Origin of the sequence: Corynebacterium sp. HMSC066C02 (assembly GCF_001814945.1) — a bacterium.
GTDB classification, from domain to species: Bacteria; Actinomycetota; Actinomycetes; order Mycobacteriales; family Mycobacteriaceae; genus Corynebacterium; species Corynebacterium aurimucosum.
Genome location: NZ_KV818450.1, coordinates 192,445 through 213,084, shown reverse-complemented (window position 1 = coordinate 213,084; position 20,640 = coordinate 192,445). Strand labels below are relative to the sequence as shown.

Sequence of the window (20,640 nt, the reverse complement as noted above, 5' to 3'; positions counted from 1 at the left end):
ATGGATCAAAACGCATTGCCCCGCATCCCCGTGGGCGATTGGGTCTCGGACGGCATTGACTGGCTCACCGATAACGCCGCTGTGCTTTTCGACGCCTTCTCCGCCATCATGAGCTTCCTCATTGACGGTTTCTCAGAGGTGCTCCTCTCCGTCCCTGGCATCATCATGCTCGTCATCTTGGCGTTGTTGGGTTGGTTCTTCCGCTCGCCCAAGTTCGCCATCGGCTCCGCCCTGGGCTTTTTGCTGGTGATGTGCATGCGCCAATGGGACACCATGTTGGAGACCATGTCGCTGGTGCTCATCGCCACTTTATCTGCCACCATCCTGGCGGTTCCACTGGGCATTTGGGCAGCAAAGTCGAACACTGCCAGCGCGATCATCCGCCCCATCATGGACTTCATGCAGACCATGCCGGCCTTTGTCTACCTCATCCCAGCGGTGACATTCTTCTCTATCGGCGTGGTCCCGGGCATTTTCTCCACGATCATCTTCGCGCTGCCTCCGGGTGTGCGCATGACCGAACTGGGCATCCGCCAGGTGGATAGCGAAACCGTAGAGGCCGGCAAGTCCTACGGTGCCACCAATTGGCAGATCCTCAAGGGCATCCAGCTCCCGCTGGCCGTGCCGACCATCATGGCCGGTATTAACCAGGTCATCATGCTCTCTCTGTCCATGGCAGTCATCGCCGGCATGGTGGGCGCGGACGGCCTGGGCAAGGAAGTGGTCTCCGCTATTTCCACCCTGGATATTGCTCAGGGCGTTGAAGCCGGACTCGCGGTGGTTATCTTGGCCGTCTTCCTTGACCGCCTCACCGCGGCTCTGGGTTCGCTCAAGAGCTACCCGGCCTCGATTCTGAACTTGGTGCGCAAATAGAACCGCGCACGGAGAAATCCTAGACAGACCGAAAACAGTCAACACAACGAACAAGAAGGACTCACAATGTTGAAAAACAAGATAGTGGCCGCCGTTTCTGTTGCTGCTTTAGCGTGTGGTTTGGCCTCCTGCTCTTCCGCGGGCGAGGATAAGACTCTTACCCTCGGCTACATGCCTGCGTGGACCGATACGGTATCCGGGGCCAACCTCCTCAAAGAACAATTCACCGAAGCAGGTTATGACGTAGAGCTCGAAGAGCTCTCCGACGCCGCCGTGTTCTACACCGCACTCGATAACGGTGACATTGATATCTTCCCACTGGCATGGAGCGAGCGTACTCACAAGAAATACATGGACCAGTACGGCGAGAACCTCGAAGACTTGGGAATTGGGTACGACAAGGCCGAAAGCTTCTTCGCGGTTCCCACCTATATGGACGATGTCAATTCCATCTCTGATCTCAAGGGGCAGGCGGATCGCTTCGGCGGGAAAATCGTCGGAATTGAACCCGGTGCAGGCCTGACTGAGCTGTCCTCCAACACCGTCGATGCTTATGGCTTGGAGGATGAAGGCTACACGTTGGCAACCTCCTCCACCCCAGCGATGCTGGCTGAGCTAGAAAATGCCATCGACAATCAAGAGGACATCGTCGTCACCCTCTGGAGCCCTTTCTGGGCCAACAGCCAGTACGACATCAAGCGCCTAGAGGATCCGGAAGGTTCCATGGGAGAGCCAGAGAACATGCACTGGCTCGCACGCAAGGGCTTTAGCGAGCAGTTCCCCGACGTCGCCGACTACCTCGGAAACCTCACTTTGGATCAGGAGCAGTACGAGTCCCTCGAAAACCTCATCGTCAACGAGTACGAGGATGGCGACGAAGACAAAGCCGTCCAAGAGTGGCTCGGTACCCATGGCGATGCTTTGCCCAAGCTCAATGACGCTTAAACCTCCGGCGTGAGTGGCACCGCGCCTATCATTACCATTTCGATATCTGAAAGGACCATCAAAAATGTTCTCCCGTAAGATTCTGGCCACCGTCTCTGCCCTCGCGCTGAGCGCTTCCCTCGTGGCCTGCTCCTCTGACTCCTCGGACTCCGCATCTGGCTCCGACAATGACGGTGACAAGGGCACCATCACCATGGGCTACATTCCGTCCTGGACCGATGGCCTGTCCACTGCCCACCTTCTTCAGAACAAGCTGGAGGAGGCCGGCTACACCGTTGAGCACGAGCAGCTTAACGACGCCGCCGTGGTCTACACCGCCCTCGCTTCCGGCGACATCGACATCTACCCGTCTGCCTGGTCCGAGTTCACCCACAAGCAGTACATGGACAAGTACTCCGACAAGATTGAGGACTATGGCGCCTACTACGGAAATGCCCGCCTGACCTGGGCAGTGCCGGAGTACATGGATGATGTCAACTCCATTGAGGACCTGAAGGGCCAGGCTGACCGCTTCGGCGGCCAGGTCGTGGGTATCGAGCCGGGCGCAGGCCTGACCAAGGCCTCCCAGGAGACCATCGAAGGCTACGAGCTGGACGGCTACAACCTGTCCACCTCTTCCACCCCGGCTATGCTTTCTGAGCTGAAGTCCGCTACCGACGCTGAGGAGGACATCGTAGTCACCCTGTGGCGTCCGTTCTGGGCTAACGCTAAGTTCCCAGTCAAGGACCTCGAGGACCCGAAGGGCACCCTGGGTGATACTGAGGGTCTGCACTGGCTAGCCCGCGACGGCTTCGAGGAGGACAACCCTGAGGTGGCCGAGTGGCTCAAGGGCCTGAAGCTGGATGATGAACAGTACGGCACCCTGGAAGACCTCGTGGTCAACGAGTACGGCGAAGGCAAGGAGCTGGAGGCCGTCCAGGAGTGGCTGGACAAGAACCCGGACGTGGTTGAGGACATCAAGTAAACTTCCTCACCCCCATCCGCAAAGCAGCCCCGCATAACGCTTCTGAAGAGGCATTATGCGGGGCTTTGCCAATCCCAACTTCCCCCTCACCAGACAGCCACATAGTTAAATAAGCGCAAACTATGCTTTTCAGAATTAATCCCCGCTTTTGCGCAGAACAACCTTATTTTCTGCCAATAGTTGACAGATCACCAGCGGGTTTTGAAAGCCTTTTCACAACCCTTAACCCCCTCCCCCATCCCCTACCCCCGAGTTCCGAATTTTCTGAAGAAACCTACACAAACTGAAGCCTTAAAAGCCAGTATTCCAAGAAAATCTTAGGCCCAGCACGCACAACACTATAAACCCATAGACGAACCGTAAACTCGCTGGTCAAGTGGATTTTATGCACTATTTCGAGCTTTAATTTTAAGTGAAAGTACCGCTCGGTACGCGGCCAGAAGGGCCGCCGCTTAACCCCTGAAGCAGAAAGAGGTGCCCGACATGTTCCGCCTCCCATTCGGACATAAAACCACAAAGATCATCGCCCCGATTGCTGCCACCGCTGTACTCTTCACCGGCGCTATCAACGCCCCTGCTCAGGCCACCAGCTCCTTCGGCTCTTTCACTCCTGCTGCGTTCGGCTTCACCATGCCATCGGCCGCCGGCCCAGTAGCCGCGACTCCACACGCCGCCGCCAGCGTTCAAGGAATCATTAATCAGACCAATGCACAGCGCGTGGCCAATGGCCTCGCACCGCTGCGCGTGGACCCGCGCCTGACCAACCTGGCACAAGGCTGGGCCAACACCTTAAGCCGCGACGGCAATACCCGCCACCGCCCGAACTACTGGACCCACTACCCCGCCGGCCTGCCAGCCGGTGGCGAGAACGTCCTCCAGGCATGGAGCGACTACTCCCTCCGACGCTCGCGTTGTTCAGCTGTGGATGGACTCCCCGGGCCACCGCAAGAACCTGCTTGACCCCCGCGCCAAGTCCGTGGGCATTGGCATGGCTGTTGCTGCTGACGGCAAGCTGTACGCCGTGCAGAACTTTGGGCGGTAGGCTTCGTACGCCCCGCTGCTAAAGGCACCCGGTAGAGAGATGGTTTTCTCTTTACAGGACGCCATTTAGGGTTTTTCGGATCGGCAGCCTCAGTTCGCACCCACGATTCCAGTGTCCGCGAGCATCACCCACAGAGGGATTCAGTTAGTTTTCTGCTGGACCACGACTCAACGCGGTTATTTTTCATTCCGCTGAAAGGTCTTAGCCACGGCATCTAATTGCTCTTCAACCTCTCGCCACGGAGCATCAAGCTCCAAAGCCTTCGCAGAGATACGGTGACCAGTAATCGAAGCGGAAAAATTGGGGGAAATATCCTCATTAGTTTTTGCGTAAAGTAACAGGCCCGAAACCTCCATTCCGCTTTTGTGGGCAAGGTTAGTCACGTAACTCAATAGTTGGTAAAGATGCTTAGAATGAAGCGTTGCTTTGCCGAATCGGGACCGCTGAAAGGATGACGAATAGTACTTCGCGTCAATAACGAGAGCGGAAGAACTATTTGTCAGCACCACGTCGGAACGCATGACAGGCAGTTGTTCTTCTCCCTGCACTTCCTCGCCCAGATCCCAGGAAATGTGAGGAGAGGATGGTTTTAGTTCCGGGTTATGCCGCTGGTAGTAGCGGAGTAGGAATCGCTCATACAACCTACTTTCTGCTTCTTCCCCCAACCACGAGGCTAATTGGATTCCGTCTTTTGATTCACGTTGCAAAAGTCCTTCAACAACCATCCAACAAATACCGTGCATTAGCTTGTATTCAGTAATCAAACGTGTGTAGTGCACATCGCGCCAACGGATAGAACGCGGTGAGATTGAACGAACTTCGTCAAATACGCGCAAAGCATTCCCGAGCCTGCGCCGACGATACTGGTCCAACTTCCCCTCCGCGAGAAGCAGTTCCATCACCGACTTGAGAATCCTATTGTGCGGTGTATCAAGCAAATACTCATCAAACTCGCACACAATCGCACCACGACTACGAGCGGCAGTTGTAATCGTGCTTGCAAAGTCTATTCGGCCACGCACGGTCCGCAGTTCATCCCGTATACGCTGATAGTCGCGGTGCAAGCCCCGCATAGTCTGCGCTTCAACACCTTGGATGAGGATCTCTGCGCACAGCTCATGGAGATTCTCAAACTCTTCGCCAGAAAATGAAGCAGTTTCTATGCGGCTAATAGAGTCAAAAGCATAGGCCAACATGACATAAATGTTCCGAAGAACGCGTGAGCTCTTCGCCTTTGATGAGTCGGCAGGCACTATTCCACCGCTGCCCGCAGACGACTCGACCACGAATCTACAAGCTCAGGTTCATCAAACCAGTATTCTTCCAACAGCGGAACAAGGTCATCCTCGACGACCGAGTAAAGCCAATCGTCTTCGGTTTCATCCCCACTCGAGCCTTGCACGATATAACTGTGGCCAATCGCAAATCCGCGCCCCAACCTGGGATCATCAGCGACTACGTCATTTAGATCGGTGATTACCCCCACCAACGCGTCAAGTGATTCGCTTTCTTGTGCTGCCTTCCAAGCCTGAAAGCCGGCAGATTCAAAGGCTGGCGGCATGTTGAAAAATCCAAAACGCCGGCGCAAAGCATGATCCATTACCGCGAGACTGCGGTCCGCGGTATTCATAGTTCCGATGAGATACACATTCTCGGGAACGCTAAAGATCTCGTCGTTGTAGATAAGCCGAAGCCCTTGACCACGCTTATCAGACTCAATAAGCATCAGTAGCTCTCCAAAAATCTTCGATACATTGCCGCGGTTAATCTCATCAATGATGAAGAAGAAATGACGGTCGGGTTCCTCTCGGGCCTTCTCACAGAAGGCGTAGAAAGGTCCGTTCACTAAATCAAAGCCACCATCTTTATTGGGCCGGAACCCCATCATAAAGTCCTCATAGGAATAGCTTTGATGGAACTGAATCTGCTCAATTCGCGATGTGTCCCTTTCCCCCATATCTGCAAATGCGATTCGGCGCGCGACGTATGTCTTGCCAACACCAGGCGGACCAGTCAAGATGATATTTTTCTTGCGTCCAATCAAGGACAGTAAACGGTCAAACTGGTGTCTGTTGAAGAAAACTTCATTTAAGAATTCTTTATCTGTGTATGCTTTAACAGGGGAAACGGGGCTTAGCTCGTCTTCTCGCTCTACAGCGAACAAGGCATCGAGCTGATCGATCAAGCCGCGCTTATCGGTGATCCGTGTCAGTGATTTCTGGATAGCGTTTAGGGTGTACTCCCATTCTCCGGTGAACTCCCATTCCACATCACGCACATTCTTAAACTCGCTGCGGTTCTCCTCGTAGCGCGAGGCAGAGACAACAACGCCTCGTCCAAGAATCTTATTCTTGCCACGGCGAGCAAATACAATGTCTCCTATTTGAATCTCTCGTTGAAATTCCCAAACGGCCAGTGGTTGGTTGCGAGAGATTTTTACAGAATCATCCTTCTGCATCTCAGCTTCAATAGAGGCACGATCTGGATATGTACTAAAATCCCCTAAACCATCCCAGCCGAGCCCGATGAGCCCCTCACCCACAAACTCATCCCATCGTTGCTGGCTATCACCGGGATCATAGAGCCAATAGTTGCGGCGTTGGGGCTCTTCTGTTTCTTCCTCGTTCCATAGGGCGAATACAGCCGGGGTCCAAAACCCAAACTCGCCCTCAACCTCCTCTGCTATGGCCGCTCGGATGGAATACAGGTCACGGTCGATGGCCTGCGGCGCTTCCCCCGATCGACCGCCAATCATCGAGCAAAGCTCACCAACTATTCTCTCCTTCAATCCTTGCGCCGAAATTGCTTCAAAAGCTTCTGGGAACAGCAAGAACTGCATAATGTTCCTGATGTCAGATCGGTCATCAATATCCAGATCAAGCATGAAGTCCTGCAGTTTAGCTGGATCGCGCACGGTAGCTCTTCGTTCAGGTTCAGGCAGCTGACGGAATTCTTCTACAAAGCCAGCCATCCATGAAACGTGTCGCCACATGTCTCCGTTGAAAGCTCGGCCTGCCTTAAGGCCGGCGATACCGGATTTCCTGTTCATCCACTCAAGCATGCTATCTGGGATTTCGACTTCCCCTCCAAGACGCTCAAGCACAAGGTCAACATGTTTAATTCGAGTCGACGGGCGAGAATTGATAAGCGCATGCTCACGGAGAAAAACAAGCTCGGCTACTAAAAGGGTTACTACTTTTGAAGCACCTTTTAACTGTACGTCGAGCTTCTCCCATTGAGTCATGCTGGTTCCAACGATCGGGTCCTTGACCAGCCTCTCGCGGACTTCAATAGCTGCCTCAGGCGTCCAGATAGTTACCGAAGGGTCGATGATAGATCGCCCTTCGCCCATGAGGTTCTCCACGATCGGTGCGATTTCATGAGCAATCCTCAAGTCATGAGACAAGCGCGAGCTCGTAACCCGAGGCTCCAACTCAAACTCTTCTCGATATTCCATAGGTCAATTATCCAGGAAACACTTCTGGTTTTTAGGTTTCTCCCTACAAATCAGTATTAATGCTAGTTATTGGAGCGCTCAGCAGGTCTGCAGAATTCGAGCACTCCTATAGTCCCCCGCAATACCGGCATGTATACTCCTGTTATTCTTGTTACTCTCTTCCCCTCGTGAGGTTCCTGATATGGGATTTTTCAAGGTTGTCGCTGGGCTGTTAGCCGCTGGTGGAGTGGGTTACGGTGCCTACGCCGTATTAGGGCCAGACTCTTCCGATGACGTCATTACGGTTCACAACGTCATCGATGGCGACACCATCGATGTAGTGCAAGGCGGTGAGACCACACGCATTCGCCTGCTCAATATCGATACCCCGGAGATGGGCAAAGAGTGCTTGGCCGAGGAATCTAAGCAATACTTGTCTGGCCTGCTGCCAGTGGGCACGGTAGTGACGCTGGAGTACGACGCTGAACGCGAGGACAAATACGGCCGCACGTTGGCCGGCGTATTCAAGGAAGGATCGCTGGTCAACGCTTCCGTTGCTGAGGAGGGTTTCGCTGTTCCGATCAAGGTGGGCGGAAACACTCGTTTCTTCTCGGAGGTCTCTGCTGCTGCCGACAGAGCCCGTGCTGCAGGCAAAGGAATCAACTCGGCCGGCCCGGAATGCGTCTTTGGTGATGACAGCGCCTACCAGTCCTACCAGGACGCACGCTCCGCTGTGGATGAGGCACAGCAGTTCCGCTTCGATGACATGTGGGATGACAAGCAGCTAAACGGAGCTCATGTTCATGTGTCTCGCGTAGCCGATGCAAGGAAATCAATTTCTGCACTGGAAAAAGCAGCCGCAGAACAATCTGAATTCCAGAAAGAAGCATTCGGGAATAAGAATGCCGAGTTGCTAGAAGAGCTCGACAGTGATGCTACCGAGATTGAAACGCTCTTAAACCGCAAAATCACCTATGCTTCAGACGCACGCGAAAAGAAACGCGCCGAGGAAGAAGCGGCGCGTGAAGCTGCAGAGGCCGCGCAACGTGAAGCAGAAGAAGCAGCTCGCCGTGCCGAACAAGAGGCCGCGGAGGCAGCCCGTCGTGCAGAGCAGGAAGCCCAGCACGCTGCACCCGCCTACCAAGCACCGGCTGCACCGGCGCTCAGCAATCCGGTGGATAACTACACCGGTTGCCGCGCCTACGGTGGAAACTACGCAATGACCAGCGTTGATAAAAAGGGACGCCCCTACGCCAAGATTGATTGCACCACACGCGTGCAGATTGGATAAGTTGGGAACACTACGAACTTCAATAACAGGACTCCCTATGAATCACGGTTTCGGCCTCCAAACCCCGCGGCTTTCAATGTCGGTACCTACGGATGCCGATATTGACGCCTTATTTGCTATCCACTCGGATGCTCGTACGTACGAGCACCGCCCTGAACTGGCGATGAAAACTAGAGAAGAAGCCGTGGAGTTAGCGCGCGCATGGCAAGCCAATTGGTGTGAGAAGCAGCTGGGCTACTACGTGGTATCCACGCTTGATGGTACGACCATAGGTTTCACAGGTGTGCGTCATAGCGAGGAAGCAGGTGAAGAAGTACTCAACCTCTACTACCGCTTCGCACCAGAATCGCAGGGGCAAGGCTACGCGAAGGAAGCCGCAGCCGCTGCAATTGCCAGTGCACGCGAGCGTTTCCCACAGCTCCCCATCGTTGCCATCATCGATTCCACCAATGAGGCGTCGATTGCCCTAGCCTTGAAACTCGGACTTCAGCACGTCCCCGGCGCAGGAGTGCCGGGCGACTACGAGGTGTACCGACTGTGCTAATAAAGAAAAACCTCGTCAATGTGCACGCCACATTGACGGAGAAGCTCCACTTATCACCCACAGCTCAGCTGCTCTTTTGATACGTGAAAAGGTCCCCGAAGATGAAACCCCTAGTTACTTATACCGTCCCGGCAAGGAAAGGCGCTCCAAGGGAAGAACTAGTTGCCAAGAGCTCGGCACGAAGGCCCTCAGGTAGCGAACAATCTCATCGAGTACAGGCTTGGGAGTAAACGCGATGAAGGCTCCTGCCAGTGCGGCAATCACCCCGATGGCAATGGCTGCTCCCCGCGAAGAACCAATCGACGATTCTTCTGTCTTCCCACCGTTTGCTGGGCCGTTTGGCTCATCAGGAGTCTTCAAAGGTGAGAGCTCACCGTGCCGCTTGATGTACTCGGAGAAGACATCGACGTCGATTGCCGTGCCGGTAGAAGTGACACGCGCATCGCTGAAGGAACCGATCTTGTCGCCACCGTTTACCACGTAGTTGCTAATGGCCAATGAGTAGGTGGCATTCATGTCCATTGACGTGCCATCATCGAGCTTTATCGCCGTGACGCGCTCACCAAATGGCGCAGATGCGTTGAAATCAAACGTGAATCCGGCAGTTCGCGGGAAGCCGTTTCCACCGTCCGGGTTGGATTCAATCCCCTTTTCCAGTGCATCCTTGATCTGTGCGCCTGTTGCTTGAATCGCGATTGGTGAGTTACCGAAAGGAAGCACCGATTGCGCATCGCGACGGGTCAAGGTCCCTTCTTTCATGTCAGCACGTTGGCCGCCACCGTTCTGCCATCCGAGCTGGGTATCGAAATGTTCGCGGTACGCGTCCGCTACCAACGGACCTAGTTCTGCTTTTGATAGAGCTTGCGTCGCGGTACCAAGTTGCTCGCCCAGTTGACGGTCCAATTCGCCGTAGAGTTTCTCGCTGCGCGCCTTCCACTCTTCGTTAGTGTTAAGCGATGTATTGACCGGATGGTTCACTACCTTCACCGTGGTCTTCTGCGTGGAACGGTCAACGGTGACGTCGAGGTGAACCAACGTTCCATAATCAGCACGCGGTGCGACAATCGGCCGACCATCTGCGGTGTAGGTTATCTCTTCCGGTGATTGCGCCTCGTTTTCTTCACGCAGCGCTGCTGCAAGCTCGGGAGTCTCTTCCATTACCCGAGTGGTGTCTTCTTTTGAAATCTGGCTGAGCAAAACGATTGCATCGACGCCTTCTTCTTGGAGCTTGTTAACCCCGGCGCGTGCGGATTCAACGAAGTCCCCCATCACGACGTCCTTGGCAGCTACCGTTCGATCAAGGTCGTCAGTAAGAGAAACAAACCCGACGGTGAGGTCGCCGGACTTAGCAGTGAAGGTGGTCCCGTCCTCGCTGATCGGCTCGCCATTCTGGGTAGTCAGGTTGCTGGAAATCCATGGAAACTCGGCCTTTTCGATAAGGCTACGAGTGTGGTCCACGCCGTAATCAAAGTCATGGTTGCCAAAGTTGCCAACGTCCACACCGAGTTCGTTAAAAGCCTCGACAAATGGCTCACCGCGAAAGACTGAGCCGAATAGGCTGCCGGCAGCGAGTTCTCCGCCAAAGGCGACGATAGGGTCGCCCTCTTCTCGACGGATATTCTCGAGGGCAGTTGCCAAGTAAGCGATGCCACCTTGGTGACTACCGTCATCCCAGACTCGGGGCTCGAACTCCTTCATATCCTGGAAGTAGAGAACGTCTCCAGTTGCTACTGCCGCCTGACCTGGGTCCGATTCAGCAGCGATAGCGTTAGATGCGTTGAGAGAAAGAAGAGCAGTCAAAGCAAGAATGGTGTGACGATTGCGCATAGAAGAATTGTGCCTAACGCCGCTAGAGGTTCCCCGACCTTGAGGCAAAATCTAGATGAACATTCACAGTCCAGATGCTTACCGCTGGGCACGAGCTACGAATACGCCTAGCCCGCGGGCATGTCCCTTCAGGAACCCCACGGCTTCAATGCTTTAACCGGGTACCGCCCATCAACGGTAAAACGCTGGCACACCACCTGGGTGTCGTCGCTGATGTCTAGCTCTCCGATGTATTCAACGAACTCGGGTGAACGCCAGAACTGCTCGTGCCCGGCGCGCCATTCGCTGACATCAGCGTAGCCTTCACCTTCGGCGATGGCGTGCTCGTCGCTGACATCCGCAAGCCGACAGATCTGGACCTCGGTGGTACGGATGACGCACACCACGTTGTCGTGTGAATCGAGTACGGCCTCAAGAGTGCCCACATCCTCGCGCGGGTCGTGGTCGCGCGGGTGCTCAACCAGTAAGGATGTCGTAGTGGTTTTCGTGCCGTCCAGAATGGCGGTAACGAGAGCCTCGCGAAGCGGGCCCGGAAAGGCGAACTCGCCGCGGGGCAGTTCCGATATAGGTTCCAAAGCGTTCTGAGCCATACGTTTACACTACGTGGCTCAGGAATACTGTTAACCAAGCACGTGTTTACCGTTTCGTCCGACTGGACGTTCGACCCGCGCGTTCGAATCATTCACAGCAATGTCCGGCCCCTCTCCTAATGTCAACGATGCCCCTACACGGAAAGACTGGGATTCAAGGCTGAGATTCCGCCCTTCTTCCCTATCGCTCCGGGGCCGCGCTGCCACTTCCCATTGCTTAGCGGTGCGGCCCCTCTTTCAAACTTCACAGCTCTTCATAAACTTCAAAAAATTCACAAACTTCATAAACTTCACAAGACTTCAAAAGCTTCGTGGGCTGGAGTCGGACAATGGGGGTGCGAGCTCTCATGAGAAAATCTCCCCTTTCTACTATTCGCGCAGAGTTTTCATTCCCACCACATTTATTCATGCGGTGTTGGGCTCGGACACGATGGCTTTCGGTGCTGGGGTGGAGGGAGGGGCGTCGGCAAGCGCGGCGTGGAACCGCACCTTGTGCGCACCGGGCCCCTGTGAATAAACGCGAATAATAGTATGCACACAGCTGAAAACCTGCACCTACGTGGTCTTTTCTCCACTATCGAGAGCTTGAAAAAGTTCGAACTTTTCTTAGAATTGTCACCTAGTTCACAGTTCATCTTTGGCAGTACCGTCGCTCACCGCGCATGAGGATGGCGCAGTGTAGCCAGCGCCGAGAAAGGTTTCAGACACATGACAACTCCCCCGCTGGGCGTTTGGTCCGAGGTCGGCAAGCTCCACCAGGTCATGGTGTGTGCACCGGGGCTCGCGCATGAGCGGCTCACTCCGAGCAATTGTGCGGAGCTGCTTTTTGACGATGTCCTCTGGGTCGACGAAGCCAAGAAGCACCACGCCGAGTTCGTCTCCCAGCTGCGCGGCTACGGCGTCGAGGTGCTGGAAATGCACAAGCTTTTGGAGGAGACCCTGGACACCCCGGGCGGGCGGGATTTCATCCTCGACTACAAGCTGCTGGACAAGAACGTTGGCGCTGGCATCGGCGGCGAGCTGCGCCACTGGTTCGACGAAATGTCGAATGCACACCTGGCAGAGCTCCTCATCGGCGGGCTACCCTTCGCTGAAATCCCTCAGGGCTTAGGTCACGGCACCATCGACGCCATGCGCGAGGTCTACGGACCTTCTGCTTTTGCATTGCGCCCGCTGCCCAACACGCAGTACGCGCGCGATAACTCGGCGTGGATTTATGGTGGGGTCTCCCTCAACCCCATGCGCATGCCGGCGCGCCACCAGGAAACGCTGCTGACCCGGGCCATCTACAACTATCACCCGCGATTTGCGCAAGCAGATTTCCAATTCTGGTACGGCAATACAGATGAGGAGCCCGGGTTGGCAGCGCTGGAGGGCGGTGACATCATGCCGATTGGCAAGGGCATCGTCCTCGTTGGCATGGGCGAGCGCACCACATGGCAGGGCGTGAGCCAGCTGGCCATGCGCCTGTTCGAGGAAGGTGCGGCGGAGAAGATCATCATCGCCGCCATGGCCGCCGATCGTGCCTCGATGCACTTGGACACCGTGCTCACCTTCCTGGATGCCGATAAGGTCACCGCCTACCCCAAGGTTGTGGACAGCATTCGGCCCATCGTGCTGCACCCTTCCACGAGCACGGCGCCTTTCGACGTTGAACTGCCCACCGATTCTTTCCTCGATGTCGTAGCCCAGGCACTCGGCATTGGACGCTTCGAGGTCATTGAAACAGGTGGGGATGTTTATACCGCCGCGCGTGAGCAGTGGGATGATGCCAACAACGTCGTGGCCATTGAACCTGGCGTGGTGGTGGCCTATGACCGCAACAAGTACACCAACAAGAAATTGCGGGCTGCCGGCATTGAGGTAGTGGAGATCGGCTCGGCAGAGCTAGGCCGCGGGCGCGGCGGCGGGCACTGCATGACCTGCCCGATTGTGCGCGGGTCGGTGGATTTTTAGCAACCCGACGGGAATACACATTCGCATCGACCAACGCACGCCCCTGACCTGCATAAGAGTGGGCCGTGAGGGAGACCAGGGGGACGTCGCCAAGCACAGCGCCAATCCCACCACGGAACAGCCGCACATTCCTCACCCCAGGGTGAGAAATTCGGACATGGCAAGACCTTCAGCCCCCTCAACCTCACGGTAGGAAACGGGCAGGGTGAAGCCCACTGCCAGCAGATTCGTTTGAAACCCTAAAATTTCCTCAACCCCGTATAGGGTCAATCAAATTATTGTGCACGAAAGGTCAAAACACTGGCAGTCATCATATTGACACCGCCAACTTCCCCCAAGACCTTAGGAAATCTCTTGTCCAGCTTTCAAAGCCTCCGGTTTCGGCACCTAAGATTGTTTCAGGATTAAATTAGTTCCCCATCATTCTTTGAGTTTCTTTAAGGACGGTATCCAGGTGCACATCAAGAGACTCCGCGCACTCGCGCCGCTGGCGGCTACAGCCGCGATGGCAACCGCGGCCTTCATCGCGCCCGCAGCACAGGCAGCCAATATTCCGCCGATGCCGCAGGCCTACCCCATCACGAACCTCTACAAGAGCTGCAGCGCAGCAGGCGAAGACCTCACCACCCCGGAGTGGCACTTTGCCGAAACCGGCCGCCGTTACTTAAGCGATGGCACCCTGCAGTTCAAGAACACCACTGACCAAGAAGTGCCCTATACCGCTTCGGTGGAAACGGGCACCAACCACAAGATTGAGGCCAGTTCCAAGGCCGCGATGCCTTCTGGCTGGGACACCACCGCTAAGTCCGATATCGGATTGAAGCTGAGCAACGGCTGGCAGGAGAAGGAAACCTTCGGTCCCATCACGCTCAAGCCGGGTGAATCCTTCCGCGTGGAATACGGCGTGGTGGAAAAGGACTTCATCTCTATGTTCGTCGGCTGTAACGACGACCGTCTAGAGAACATGCCCGGCGCCAACGTTATCCGCGGCAAGGGCCCGGCCGAGCGCTATGCCTTTGCTTACATCATCAAGTCGGACGGCTCCGTTTCGGACCTGGCCATGGAGATTCCCTCCCGCTCCCCGGGCGCGAACTCCAAGCCCATCGAGGGCAACTACACCTCCGTATCCGGCCCCAGCCTGGAAAAGATTGCGGATCCGAAGAAGGATGAAATCATGCAGCCTTCCGAGGACCTGCAGCGCGATCCCTCCTGGCCCAAGGAGGGCGAGACCTGCGAGGGTCGCGATAGCTCCTGGTACCCGCTGGATATCACTGCCGTGACGCCGACCTTCCGCAAGCCGGGCTACTCCACGGACTTCCTCAACTGGTCCAAGGGCGACTATGAATACGCACCGGTTACTGACTTCGTCGTTGGCGCCGAGCACGCCCCCTACACCAACTGGCGCGGAAACCGCGGCGATATCCCGAAGGGCTGGCTGGAATCCGTCGGCGCGGTCAAGCGCGCCTACATGCCGGTGGGAACTGAACTCGAGCACGTCGACCTCGCCCCCGGTGAGCGCGTGCGCGTGGAGTACGGCACCACTATGACCCGCATCAACTACCGCGAAATCCACTGCGGCAAGGACGGCAAGTACAGCCTGACCTCCAACTACAAGCAGACCACCGCTCCCAGCGGCTTCTGGGCGGAGGCCACCATCACGGGCAAGGACGGCTCCACTCGCACCGAGGACGTCACCCCGGAGGAGTACCGCAACCTCCCAGTCCCGACCCAGACCATCTACTAATCCACCTTTAATCCCCAAGGAGAAATCACCATGTTCAAGACCAAGATTGCTTCCACCACCGCTGCCGTGGCCATCGCCTGCGGTCTGATCGCTACCCCGGCCGCTAACGCCCTCCCGGCACGTGACCTGGGCCCGGCCAACCCGACCACCATTGGTGAGCACTGCACCAACCCGGGCGACACCGGCCAGACCGTTAAGATCAAGCGCACCTACTTCGACGGCTCCGCTGGCTCCTGGACCATCTCCAACTACAACGATGAGCCGCTGCCGGTGACCCGCTCCATCAAGGAAACCAAGACCAAGACCTGGAACGTCTCCGCCGGTGTGGACTTCAAGCTGCTGGATCTGATCAACTTCACCTTCTCCTCCAGCTACACCGACTCCCAGTCCTACGAGGTCGGCGAGCAGGTCGGCCCGTACAACATCGCTCCGGGCAAGACCGCCGTCATGCGCGCGGGTTGGGTGGTTTCCGACTTTGAGGGCCAGAAGACCATCTGCGGTTCCGATAACACCTGGCAGGCTAACGGCGACACCTTCACCGCTACCCTGCCGAAGGAGCGCCACGTGGAGGTCTCCACCCGCGACAACAACGATTGGGGCTAAGACGTGCTGAAGAAGTCCATCGCGCGCGCTGCCGCGAGCGTCTTCGCTGCGCTGAGCCTGCTGGCAGCCGCTCCCGTTGCCCACGCCGCTGACTTCGGCGGGGACTTCGAGCTGCCCCAGCGTTGGAACGATGATTTCAAGCCGGGCACGCACTGCGCAACACCCGGTGAGAACGGCACCTACGTCACCGCCACTCGCCGCTGGTTCAAGCAGACGGATGCCACCAGCGTGGCCAACCGCAACGATGAGTCCGTGCCGGTCAGCCACACCGTGACCCAGGCCCGCACTCAGACCATTGAGGTCTCCGGCTCCATCAAGGGCGAGGGCGAACTGGCCAAGGTGCTGACCCAGACCTACGGTTTCACCTACGTGCACGAGCAGCACTGGAAGCTGAACCAGGAGGTTGGTCCGTACACGCTGCCGGCAAACTCCCAGGGCAAGCTGGTGTGGGGCTTTACCATGCTTGATACTGACGGCCAGGATGTGCGCTGCAACGCCGACCAGGAATGGGAGGCCGTGGGCAAGCCATACTCCGCCACCGTTCCGGAGGCGCGCTACTCTGAGCTGCAGCTTGGCGATGCCCCCGTCTGGGACTAACCCAGCTATCTCACCCGCCCAGACTTTACAAAAGAGGGCACCTTCACACCGCTTCGCAGCGGCCGAGGGTTCCCTCTTTTCGGCGCATCACAGCGTGATCAAACGGCAATGAGAGCATTGCAGAATGGCAGTGGGAGCCTTGCAGAACGGCAACGAAGGCTTTGTAGAACGGCAACAACGCAGGTAATTCTTTCCGCGCAGGAATTGTTTTGTACACGGGCAAGGACGTCCTGCCAATGGGTGAAAACCTCTGGGCAATGCCAATTTCGACGCTCTGGCACGGCTAAGTCCGCGACAACGAACGGCCTCCACTCACCATGAGGCTCACCGATATATTGCATCCATGTCTCACCGCATCTTTTCCGTGCCCTTCGCCGATATCTATCCGCACTACGTTAAGAAAGTAGAGCGCAAAGGCAGGACTGTCAGTGAGCTCCACGAAGTCATCACCTGGCTTACCGGCTACTCGGTTGAAGGACTCGAGCGAGTCCGGGAGCAAAAGATCACCCTCGAGGATTTCTTCGAGCAGGCCCCGCACCTGAACCCATCCCGCTCCCTCATCACCGGCAGCATCTGCGGGCACCGTGTCCAGGACATCGAGGACCCACTGATGCAGAATATTCGGTACCTGGACAAGCTCGTTGACGAGCTAGCCAAAGGAAAGGCCATGGAGAAAATCCTTCGCGGCTAGTATTCACCAACTGCGCTATTCAAAGCTTCAAGCTTTAAGCCACAAAGGGATACGGCGGCGCGGTCTTCTCACGGAAGAAGTAGCGCGCGTGCGTGTGCCGAACGGACTCTAGGCTTTCAGCGCCAATGGCAACGAGCTCAACGTCTGGGTCATCGTTGATTTGATCGAGGTCGTGACGAGCAAGAGTTGCCGCAGTTAGGGATTCAAACTCCGTGACATTCAGTGCACCCGTCGGACGATGATATTTGATAAGAAAAGCCGGCATACTATTTACTCCCTTCCGACTCGTTTTCTGTCCGTCTCCGGTCGAGCTCACTAATTAGCCTATCCAACATCCTAGAAGTCCTTTGTCGCAATAGCCGGGCTTCACGCAACTCCACCGTTTCCACGGGGTGCTCGGCAAACGGAGAAGAGAGCACATCGAAGTATTTTTCTACTCTATGCACCACTTCTGAAAGCTCATGCAGTGAGCGGACCTGGGTTTCAAATTGCAACGGTACGTGCTCTCCGAACTCTAGGTATCGGATGCCGCGACCGTACAAGTCACCAGCAAGTTCGTATAGGTTAGCCCATCGTGACTGGAGCGCTGTCCGGAGCTGAAACTCAGCCCGGCCTGCCGGAGAGTAAATGTGTAAATGGATCGCCCTATACCCAGAGTGCGGCTTTTCTCTCATGTCCTGAATTTTGACGCGATCAGCTCCCCTTTCCTCCAAGTCCTGGGCAAGTAACTCCGCCAGCCTTGATTGTTCAGAGAGCGTCACATCAAAGTCCATTCGCACTCCTGAAAAATCTTGGATGCTCTCCAGCGGGAAGCTCGGCATTCTCCGCAGCTTCTCAACGAGCACCGGCCGAGTCTTGACCCTCGAACCTATAAGGAATCGTTTCGAGTCCGGTTCCACAACGGAATCTGTCGAGCGCTCCAGCGGCACGCTTAGTTCACTCAGTGTCGACGCTGCCAAGGACTCAAGATGGTCGCAAAGAGCAGACTGATGTATGAGTATGCGCCGATATAACTCTTCATCGATCTCTTGACCGGTGCGCAACGCACTACCTATTCGATGTACTTGTCTCTTACTAAATGTCGTTGGCTTGTTTTCCAAGAACTTCACAGTTCCCCCTTCTTCGATAGTGGCAACCCCCAAAGACGAAGAGCATTGCCAGTAATTTCAGACACCCACACATCCCCCACCCCTTGGATGCCTGCCCTAAAGGCTACGAGGATGCCCGGACACCAACGCCGCAATTTCGAACATGCATTCTATACCTGCGTTGAAACGCACGCCACCTTCAGCTTTACCATACTTAACGCATGACCACGCTAGAAACTTGTGCCAGCGACTGGGCGGAAACAATTGCGGCCGCACTCGAGCGCGAATTCCCCGCCGCGATGCACCACACAAGCGCTTCCACAGAAGACTGCGACGTGCGCCCCGCAAGCTGCACCCCAGTTTCTACGGTTGTTTCAACTGGCACTCCAGCGTCCACATGCAGTACTCAGGCACGCTACTAAACGAGATTCTCGGCCCCGAGTCTCCCGCCAGACTTACCGCGCTTCTCGACGATCGCCTCAGCCCCCCAAGCCCTCACCGTCGAATACAACTACCTTGTCAATCATCCCGGGTATGAGATGCCCTATGGGCGCGCTTGGCTGTTGCAGCTCGCCTCCGTCCGCCCCAGCGAAGCGATGGACAAACTCGTCGAGCTCACCGCACAGCACTGCCACGACTGGCTTAAATCGCTCAACCAACCGGTGCGGCACGGCATGCATTCCAATACAGCATTCAATCTTTTCCTCATCCTCGAGGCCGCGGAGAAACTCGGGCTGGATTCGCTGGCCAGCTCGGTGCGCGAGGCTGGTGTCCGCCTTTTTGGCGACGACCACAACTACCCGCTCGAATGGGAGCTGTCTGGGCACGATTTCCTGTCCAATGGGCTATCGGAGACGCTACTCATGTCGCGCGTTCTGCCGGATTTGCCGCGGTGGTTCGACGGCTTTCTTCCCCACCGCGCCGAGGCACTGGACTTTCTTACACAAATTCCTGAGGTACTCGACCCAACCGATGGCCGCCTGGCCCACCTCTATGGCCTAGCGCTGACCAGAGCCTGGATGCTCGTTGAACTCGCTGAGCATTTCGACGCCCCCGTCCTTCCACGCGCCCATGCACTCGCCGCCAGTGCGCAACCGCAGCTTGTCGACGGCCACTTCATGTCCACCCACTGGCTCATCACCTACGCACTACGCTTTCAGCTCGCCTGTGAGGGAAAACGCGTGGATGAGCTTCGGTAACAAGTGATTCATAACGCGCACTTAAGGCATGGTTACTGAGCGAGTAGTACTGTAATTTTCTAATTATCGTTCTTCTCAGGAGCTCACCATGGATTCTCGCTACTCGGCACAGCGCGATAGCTACCGCCTGCCGGAAGAAGGAATCCGCATCGATCTGCGCGCTGAGCGTGCCCGCCGACGAAGCTCGACCCACGACCGCGAGGCCACTGGCCCCGAACGCCCACCCTACCGGCCACGACGCCGCCCCAGCCAAGAACGGTTAGCTTCTTCCTCTTCGACCGCTACCCCTTCACGGCGATCCGCTTCCCTGTCGGCGCCTACCCAACAAACACCAACACGAACAGCACCGACGAGAAAACAAGGAACTTCACCACGGCGCCACACAGCGCGCCATCGCCAGCCTGACAGCCGTCGCGGGATGGGGGTCCTCCTGATTCTGGCGTTGGTGTTCCTCGGGATTGTCACCGCGCTTAAGTTCAATAAGGAACCAGAAGCACCCGCGCCGCCACCCGCCGACATAGTCACGGAACCCGCCGCAGTCATCGAGCCCTCCCCCGCAGTCGAGATGTACATCCCAACAATTGATGTACGCACGGAATTCGAAGAAGGCTCCTGCCGAGTCAAAGACAACAAGATCAATCCGGACTCGATGAATAAGGCCTGCACCTATACCGCGGAGGATAAGCCCTATTCACTTCCCGGTACGGATGCACAGGACATCGTGGTTATCGCCGGGCATACTGGCGCGGGTGTGCCGGCAGTATTTAATAATCTCTACGACGGCCGGGCAGACGAGCACAAGGCTTCAATAGGCGACAAGCTATACCTGCGCACGCAGAACTCCGCCGATCAGTGGCTGGTATACACCGCGACAGATCTGCACGATCCCTCAAAGGACGGTCTCGAGCAGGACGAGAGCATCTGGGGCGCCGATGCCCAGCCCGGCCGCCTGCTCACCATCAGCTGCATCCAGCCAGCCAACCCACTGGCAGCGGCGGTACGCAATGCCGTGGTGGGATGGCAGTTTGAAGGCATAGCTGAAGCACCTGAAGCCGCCAACCAAGACTAGATCTACCCGCCGTACCCCCCTAAGAGGGGGGCACTCAGCGCATTGGTATTTTATCGAATATTTTCGCAGCTCAACGATTTACCCCTACACATTCATGCAGGTCAACAGGCCCCAAAGACACAATGGGCAGGCTTCCATGTGTCGAACATGCGGCCCGTTTGGCGCGATAAGCATCCGCCAT

General features: G+C 56.3%; 21 protein-coding genes. 15 read left to right on the top strand and 6 right to left on the bottom strand.

The annotated features are described in order from the left end of the window. From HMPREF2996_RS06375 to HMPREF2996_RS13060, 5 genes are all read left to right on the top strand, one after another. Window positions 1–873 (top strand): ABC transporter permease, encoded by an 873-nt coding sequence (locus HMPREF2996_RS06375; protein ID WP_070446289.1) that lies wholly within the window; start codon window positions 1–3, stop codon window positions 871–873. Between the two features lie 66 nt (window positions 874–939). Continuing rightward, window positions 940–1,818 (top strand): glycine betaine ABC transporter substrate-binding protein, encoded by an 879-nt coding sequence (locus HMPREF2996_RS06370; protein WP_070730596.1) that lies wholly within the window; start codon window positions 940–942, stop codon window positions 1,816–1,818. Between the two features lie 64 nt (window positions 1,819–1,882). Continuing rightward, entirely contained in the window at window positions 1,883–2,782 is a 900-nt protein-coding gene (locus HMPREF2996_RS06365; RefSeq protein ID WP_070446293.1) for a glycine betaine ABC transporter substrate-binding protein, read from the top strand. A 483-nt stretch (window positions 2,783–3,265) separates the two neighbouring features. Continuing rightward, window positions 3,266–3,742 (top strand): CAP domain-containing protein, encoded by a 477-nt coding sequence (locus tag HMPREF2996_RS13065; RefSeq protein WP_256380909.1) that lies wholly within the window; start codon window positions 3,266–3,268, stop codon window positions 3,740–3,742. Further along, window positions 3,708–3,824, top strand: coding sequence for a CAP domain-containing protein (locus tag HMPREF2996_RS13060; RefSeq protein WP_256380908.1), 117 nt, complete (start codon window positions 3,708–3,710; stop codon window positions 3,822–3,824). The genes HMPREF2996_RS13065 and HMPREF2996_RS13060 overlap by 35 nt, the downstream gene beginning before the upstream one ends. Before the next feature lie 176 nt (window positions 3,825–4,000). Here HMPREF2996_RS13060 and HMPREF2996_RS06355 read toward each other — a convergent pair whose 3' ends face one another. After that, window positions 4,001–5,020: a 5-methylcytosine restriction system specificity protein McrC gene (locus HMPREF2996_RS06355; protein WP_070730594.1), complete on the bottom strand. Its 1,020-nt coding sequence runs from the start codon at window positions 5,018–5,020 to the stop codon at window positions 4,001–4,003. A 56-nt stretch (window positions 5,021–5,076) separates the two neighbouring features. After that, window positions 5,077–7,281 (bottom strand): AAA family ATPase, encoded by a 2,205-nt coding sequence (locus HMPREF2996_RS06350; RefSeq protein ID WP_070730593.1) that lies wholly within the window; start codon window positions 7,279–7,281, stop codon window positions 5,077–5,079. Window positions 7,282–7,462: 181 nt separating this feature from the next. Here HMPREF2996_RS06350 and HMPREF2996_RS06345 point away from each other — a divergent pair, with 181 nt between their 5' ends. Further along, window positions 7,463–8,551: a thermonuclease family protein gene (locus HMPREF2996_RS06345; protein ID WP_070730591.1), complete on the top strand. Its 1,089-nt coding sequence runs from the start codon at window positions 7,463–7,465 to the stop codon at window positions 8,549–8,551. Between the two features lie 37 nt (window positions 8,552–8,588). Beyond that, the gene (locus HMPREF2996_RS06340) at window positions 8,589–9,095 is read left to right on the top strand and encodes a GNAT family N-acetyltransferase (RefSeq protein WP_070730590.1); all 507 of its coding nucleotides are present in this window, start codon (window positions 8,589–8,591) and stop codon (window positions 9,093–9,095) included. A 114-nt stretch (window positions 9,096–9,209) separates the two neighbouring features. On the opposite strand, the gene HMPREF2996_RS06335 is transcribed toward HMPREF2996_RS06340, so the two are convergent. Together HMPREF2996_RS06335 and HMPREF2996_RS06330 are read right to left on the bottom strand one after the other, a co-directional pair. Then, window positions 9,210–10,922: a bifunctional metallophosphatase/5'-nucleotidase gene (locus HMPREF2996_RS06335; protein WP_070730588.1), complete on the bottom strand. Its 1,713-nt coding sequence runs from the start codon at window positions 10,920–10,922 to the stop codon at window positions 9,210–9,212. A gap of 128 nt (window positions 10,923–11,050) precedes the next feature. Continuing rightward, window positions 11,051–11,512 carry an ASCH domain-containing protein gene (locus HMPREF2996_RS06330; RefSeq protein WP_070730586.1) on the bottom strand — a complete coding sequence of 154 codons (462 nt, stop codon included), beginning with the start codon at window positions 11,510–11,512 and terminating at the stop codon, window positions 11,051–11,053. Between the two features lie 708 nt (window positions 11,513–12,220). On the opposite strand from HMPREF2996_RS06330, the gene HMPREF2996_RS06325 reads away from it, so the two are divergent. From HMPREF2996_RS06325 to HMPREF2996_RS06305, 5 genes are all read left to right on the top strand, one after another. Continuing rightward, complete coding sequence (locus tag HMPREF2996_RS06325) at window positions 12,221–13,468, top strand: arginine deiminase (protein WP_070730585.1); 1,248 nt, start codon at window positions 12,221–12,223, stop codon at window positions 13,466–13,468. Window positions 13,469–13,973: 505 nt separating this feature from the next. Beyond that, window positions 13,974–15,212: a hypothetical protein gene (locus HMPREF2996_RS06320; protein ID WP_371441124.1), complete on the top strand. Its 1,239-nt coding sequence runs from the start codon at window positions 13,974–13,976 to the stop codon at window positions 15,210–15,212. 30 nt (window positions 15,213–15,242) lie between these two features. Continuing rightward, entirely contained in the window at window positions 15,243–15,815 is a 573-nt protein-coding gene (locus HMPREF2996_RS06315; protein WP_070716965.1) for a hypothetical protein, read from the top strand. Window positions 15,816–15,818: 3 nt separating this feature from the next. Then, window positions 15,819–16,412, top strand: coding sequence for a hypothetical protein (locus HMPREF2996_RS06310; protein WP_070730582.1), 594 nt, complete (start codon window positions 15,819–15,821; stop codon window positions 16,410–16,412). 343 nt (window positions 16,413–16,755) lie between these two features. Then, a complete protein-coding gene (locus tag HMPREF2996_RS06305) occupies window positions 16,756–17,103 on the top strand; it encodes a DUF2200 domain-containing protein (RefSeq protein WP_070730580.1) in 348 nt (115 codons plus the stop codon). 34 nt (window positions 17,104–17,137) lie between these two features. Here the strand turns inward: HMPREF2996_RS06305 and HMPREF2996_RS06300 are convergent, their stop codons facing one another. After that, window positions 17,138–17,368, bottom strand: coding sequence for a hypothetical protein (locus HMPREF2996_RS06300; protein ID WP_070597191.1), 231 nt, complete (start codon window positions 17,366–17,368; stop codon window positions 17,138–17,140). 1 nt (window position 17,369) lies between these two features. Further along, on the bottom strand, window positions 17,370–18,002 hold the full coding sequence (locus HMPREF2996_RS06295; protein ID WP_256380917.1) for a nucleotidyltransferase family protein: 633 nt from the start codon (window positions 18,000–18,002) through the stop codon (window positions 17,370–17,372). A 352-nt stretch (window positions 18,003–18,354) separates the two neighbouring features. Here HMPREF2996_RS06295 and HMPREF2996_RS13100 point away from each other — a divergent pair, with 352 nt between their 5' ends. The 3 genes from HMPREF2996_RS13100 (at window position 18,355) to HMPREF2996_RS12975 (ending at window position 20,459) form a co-directional block, all read left to right on the top strand. Beyond that, window positions 18,355–18,729, top strand: a complete 375-nt coding sequence (locus HMPREF2996_RS13100; RefSeq protein WP_141757482.1) for a DUF2891 family protein — start codon at window positions 18,355–18,357, stop codon at window positions 18,727–18,729. Next, the gene (locus HMPREF2996_RS12455; RefSeq protein WP_083313791.1) at window positions 18,665–19,390 is read left to right on the top strand and encodes a DUF2891 family protein; all 726 of its coding nucleotides are present in this window, start codon (window positions 18,665–18,667) and stop codon (window positions 19,388–19,390) included. Before HMPREF2996_RS13100 ends, HMPREF2996_RS12455 begins: the two co-directional genes overlap by 65 nt. Before the next feature lie 88 nt (window positions 19,391–19,478). Continuing rightward, on the top strand, window positions 19,479–20,459 hold the full coding sequence (locus tag HMPREF2996_RS12975) for a sortase family protein (protein ID WP_246822992.1): 981 nt from the start codon (window positions 19,479–19,481) through the stop codon (window positions 20,457–20,459). The last annotated feature ends 181 nt before the right edge of the window (window positions 20,460–20,640 follow it).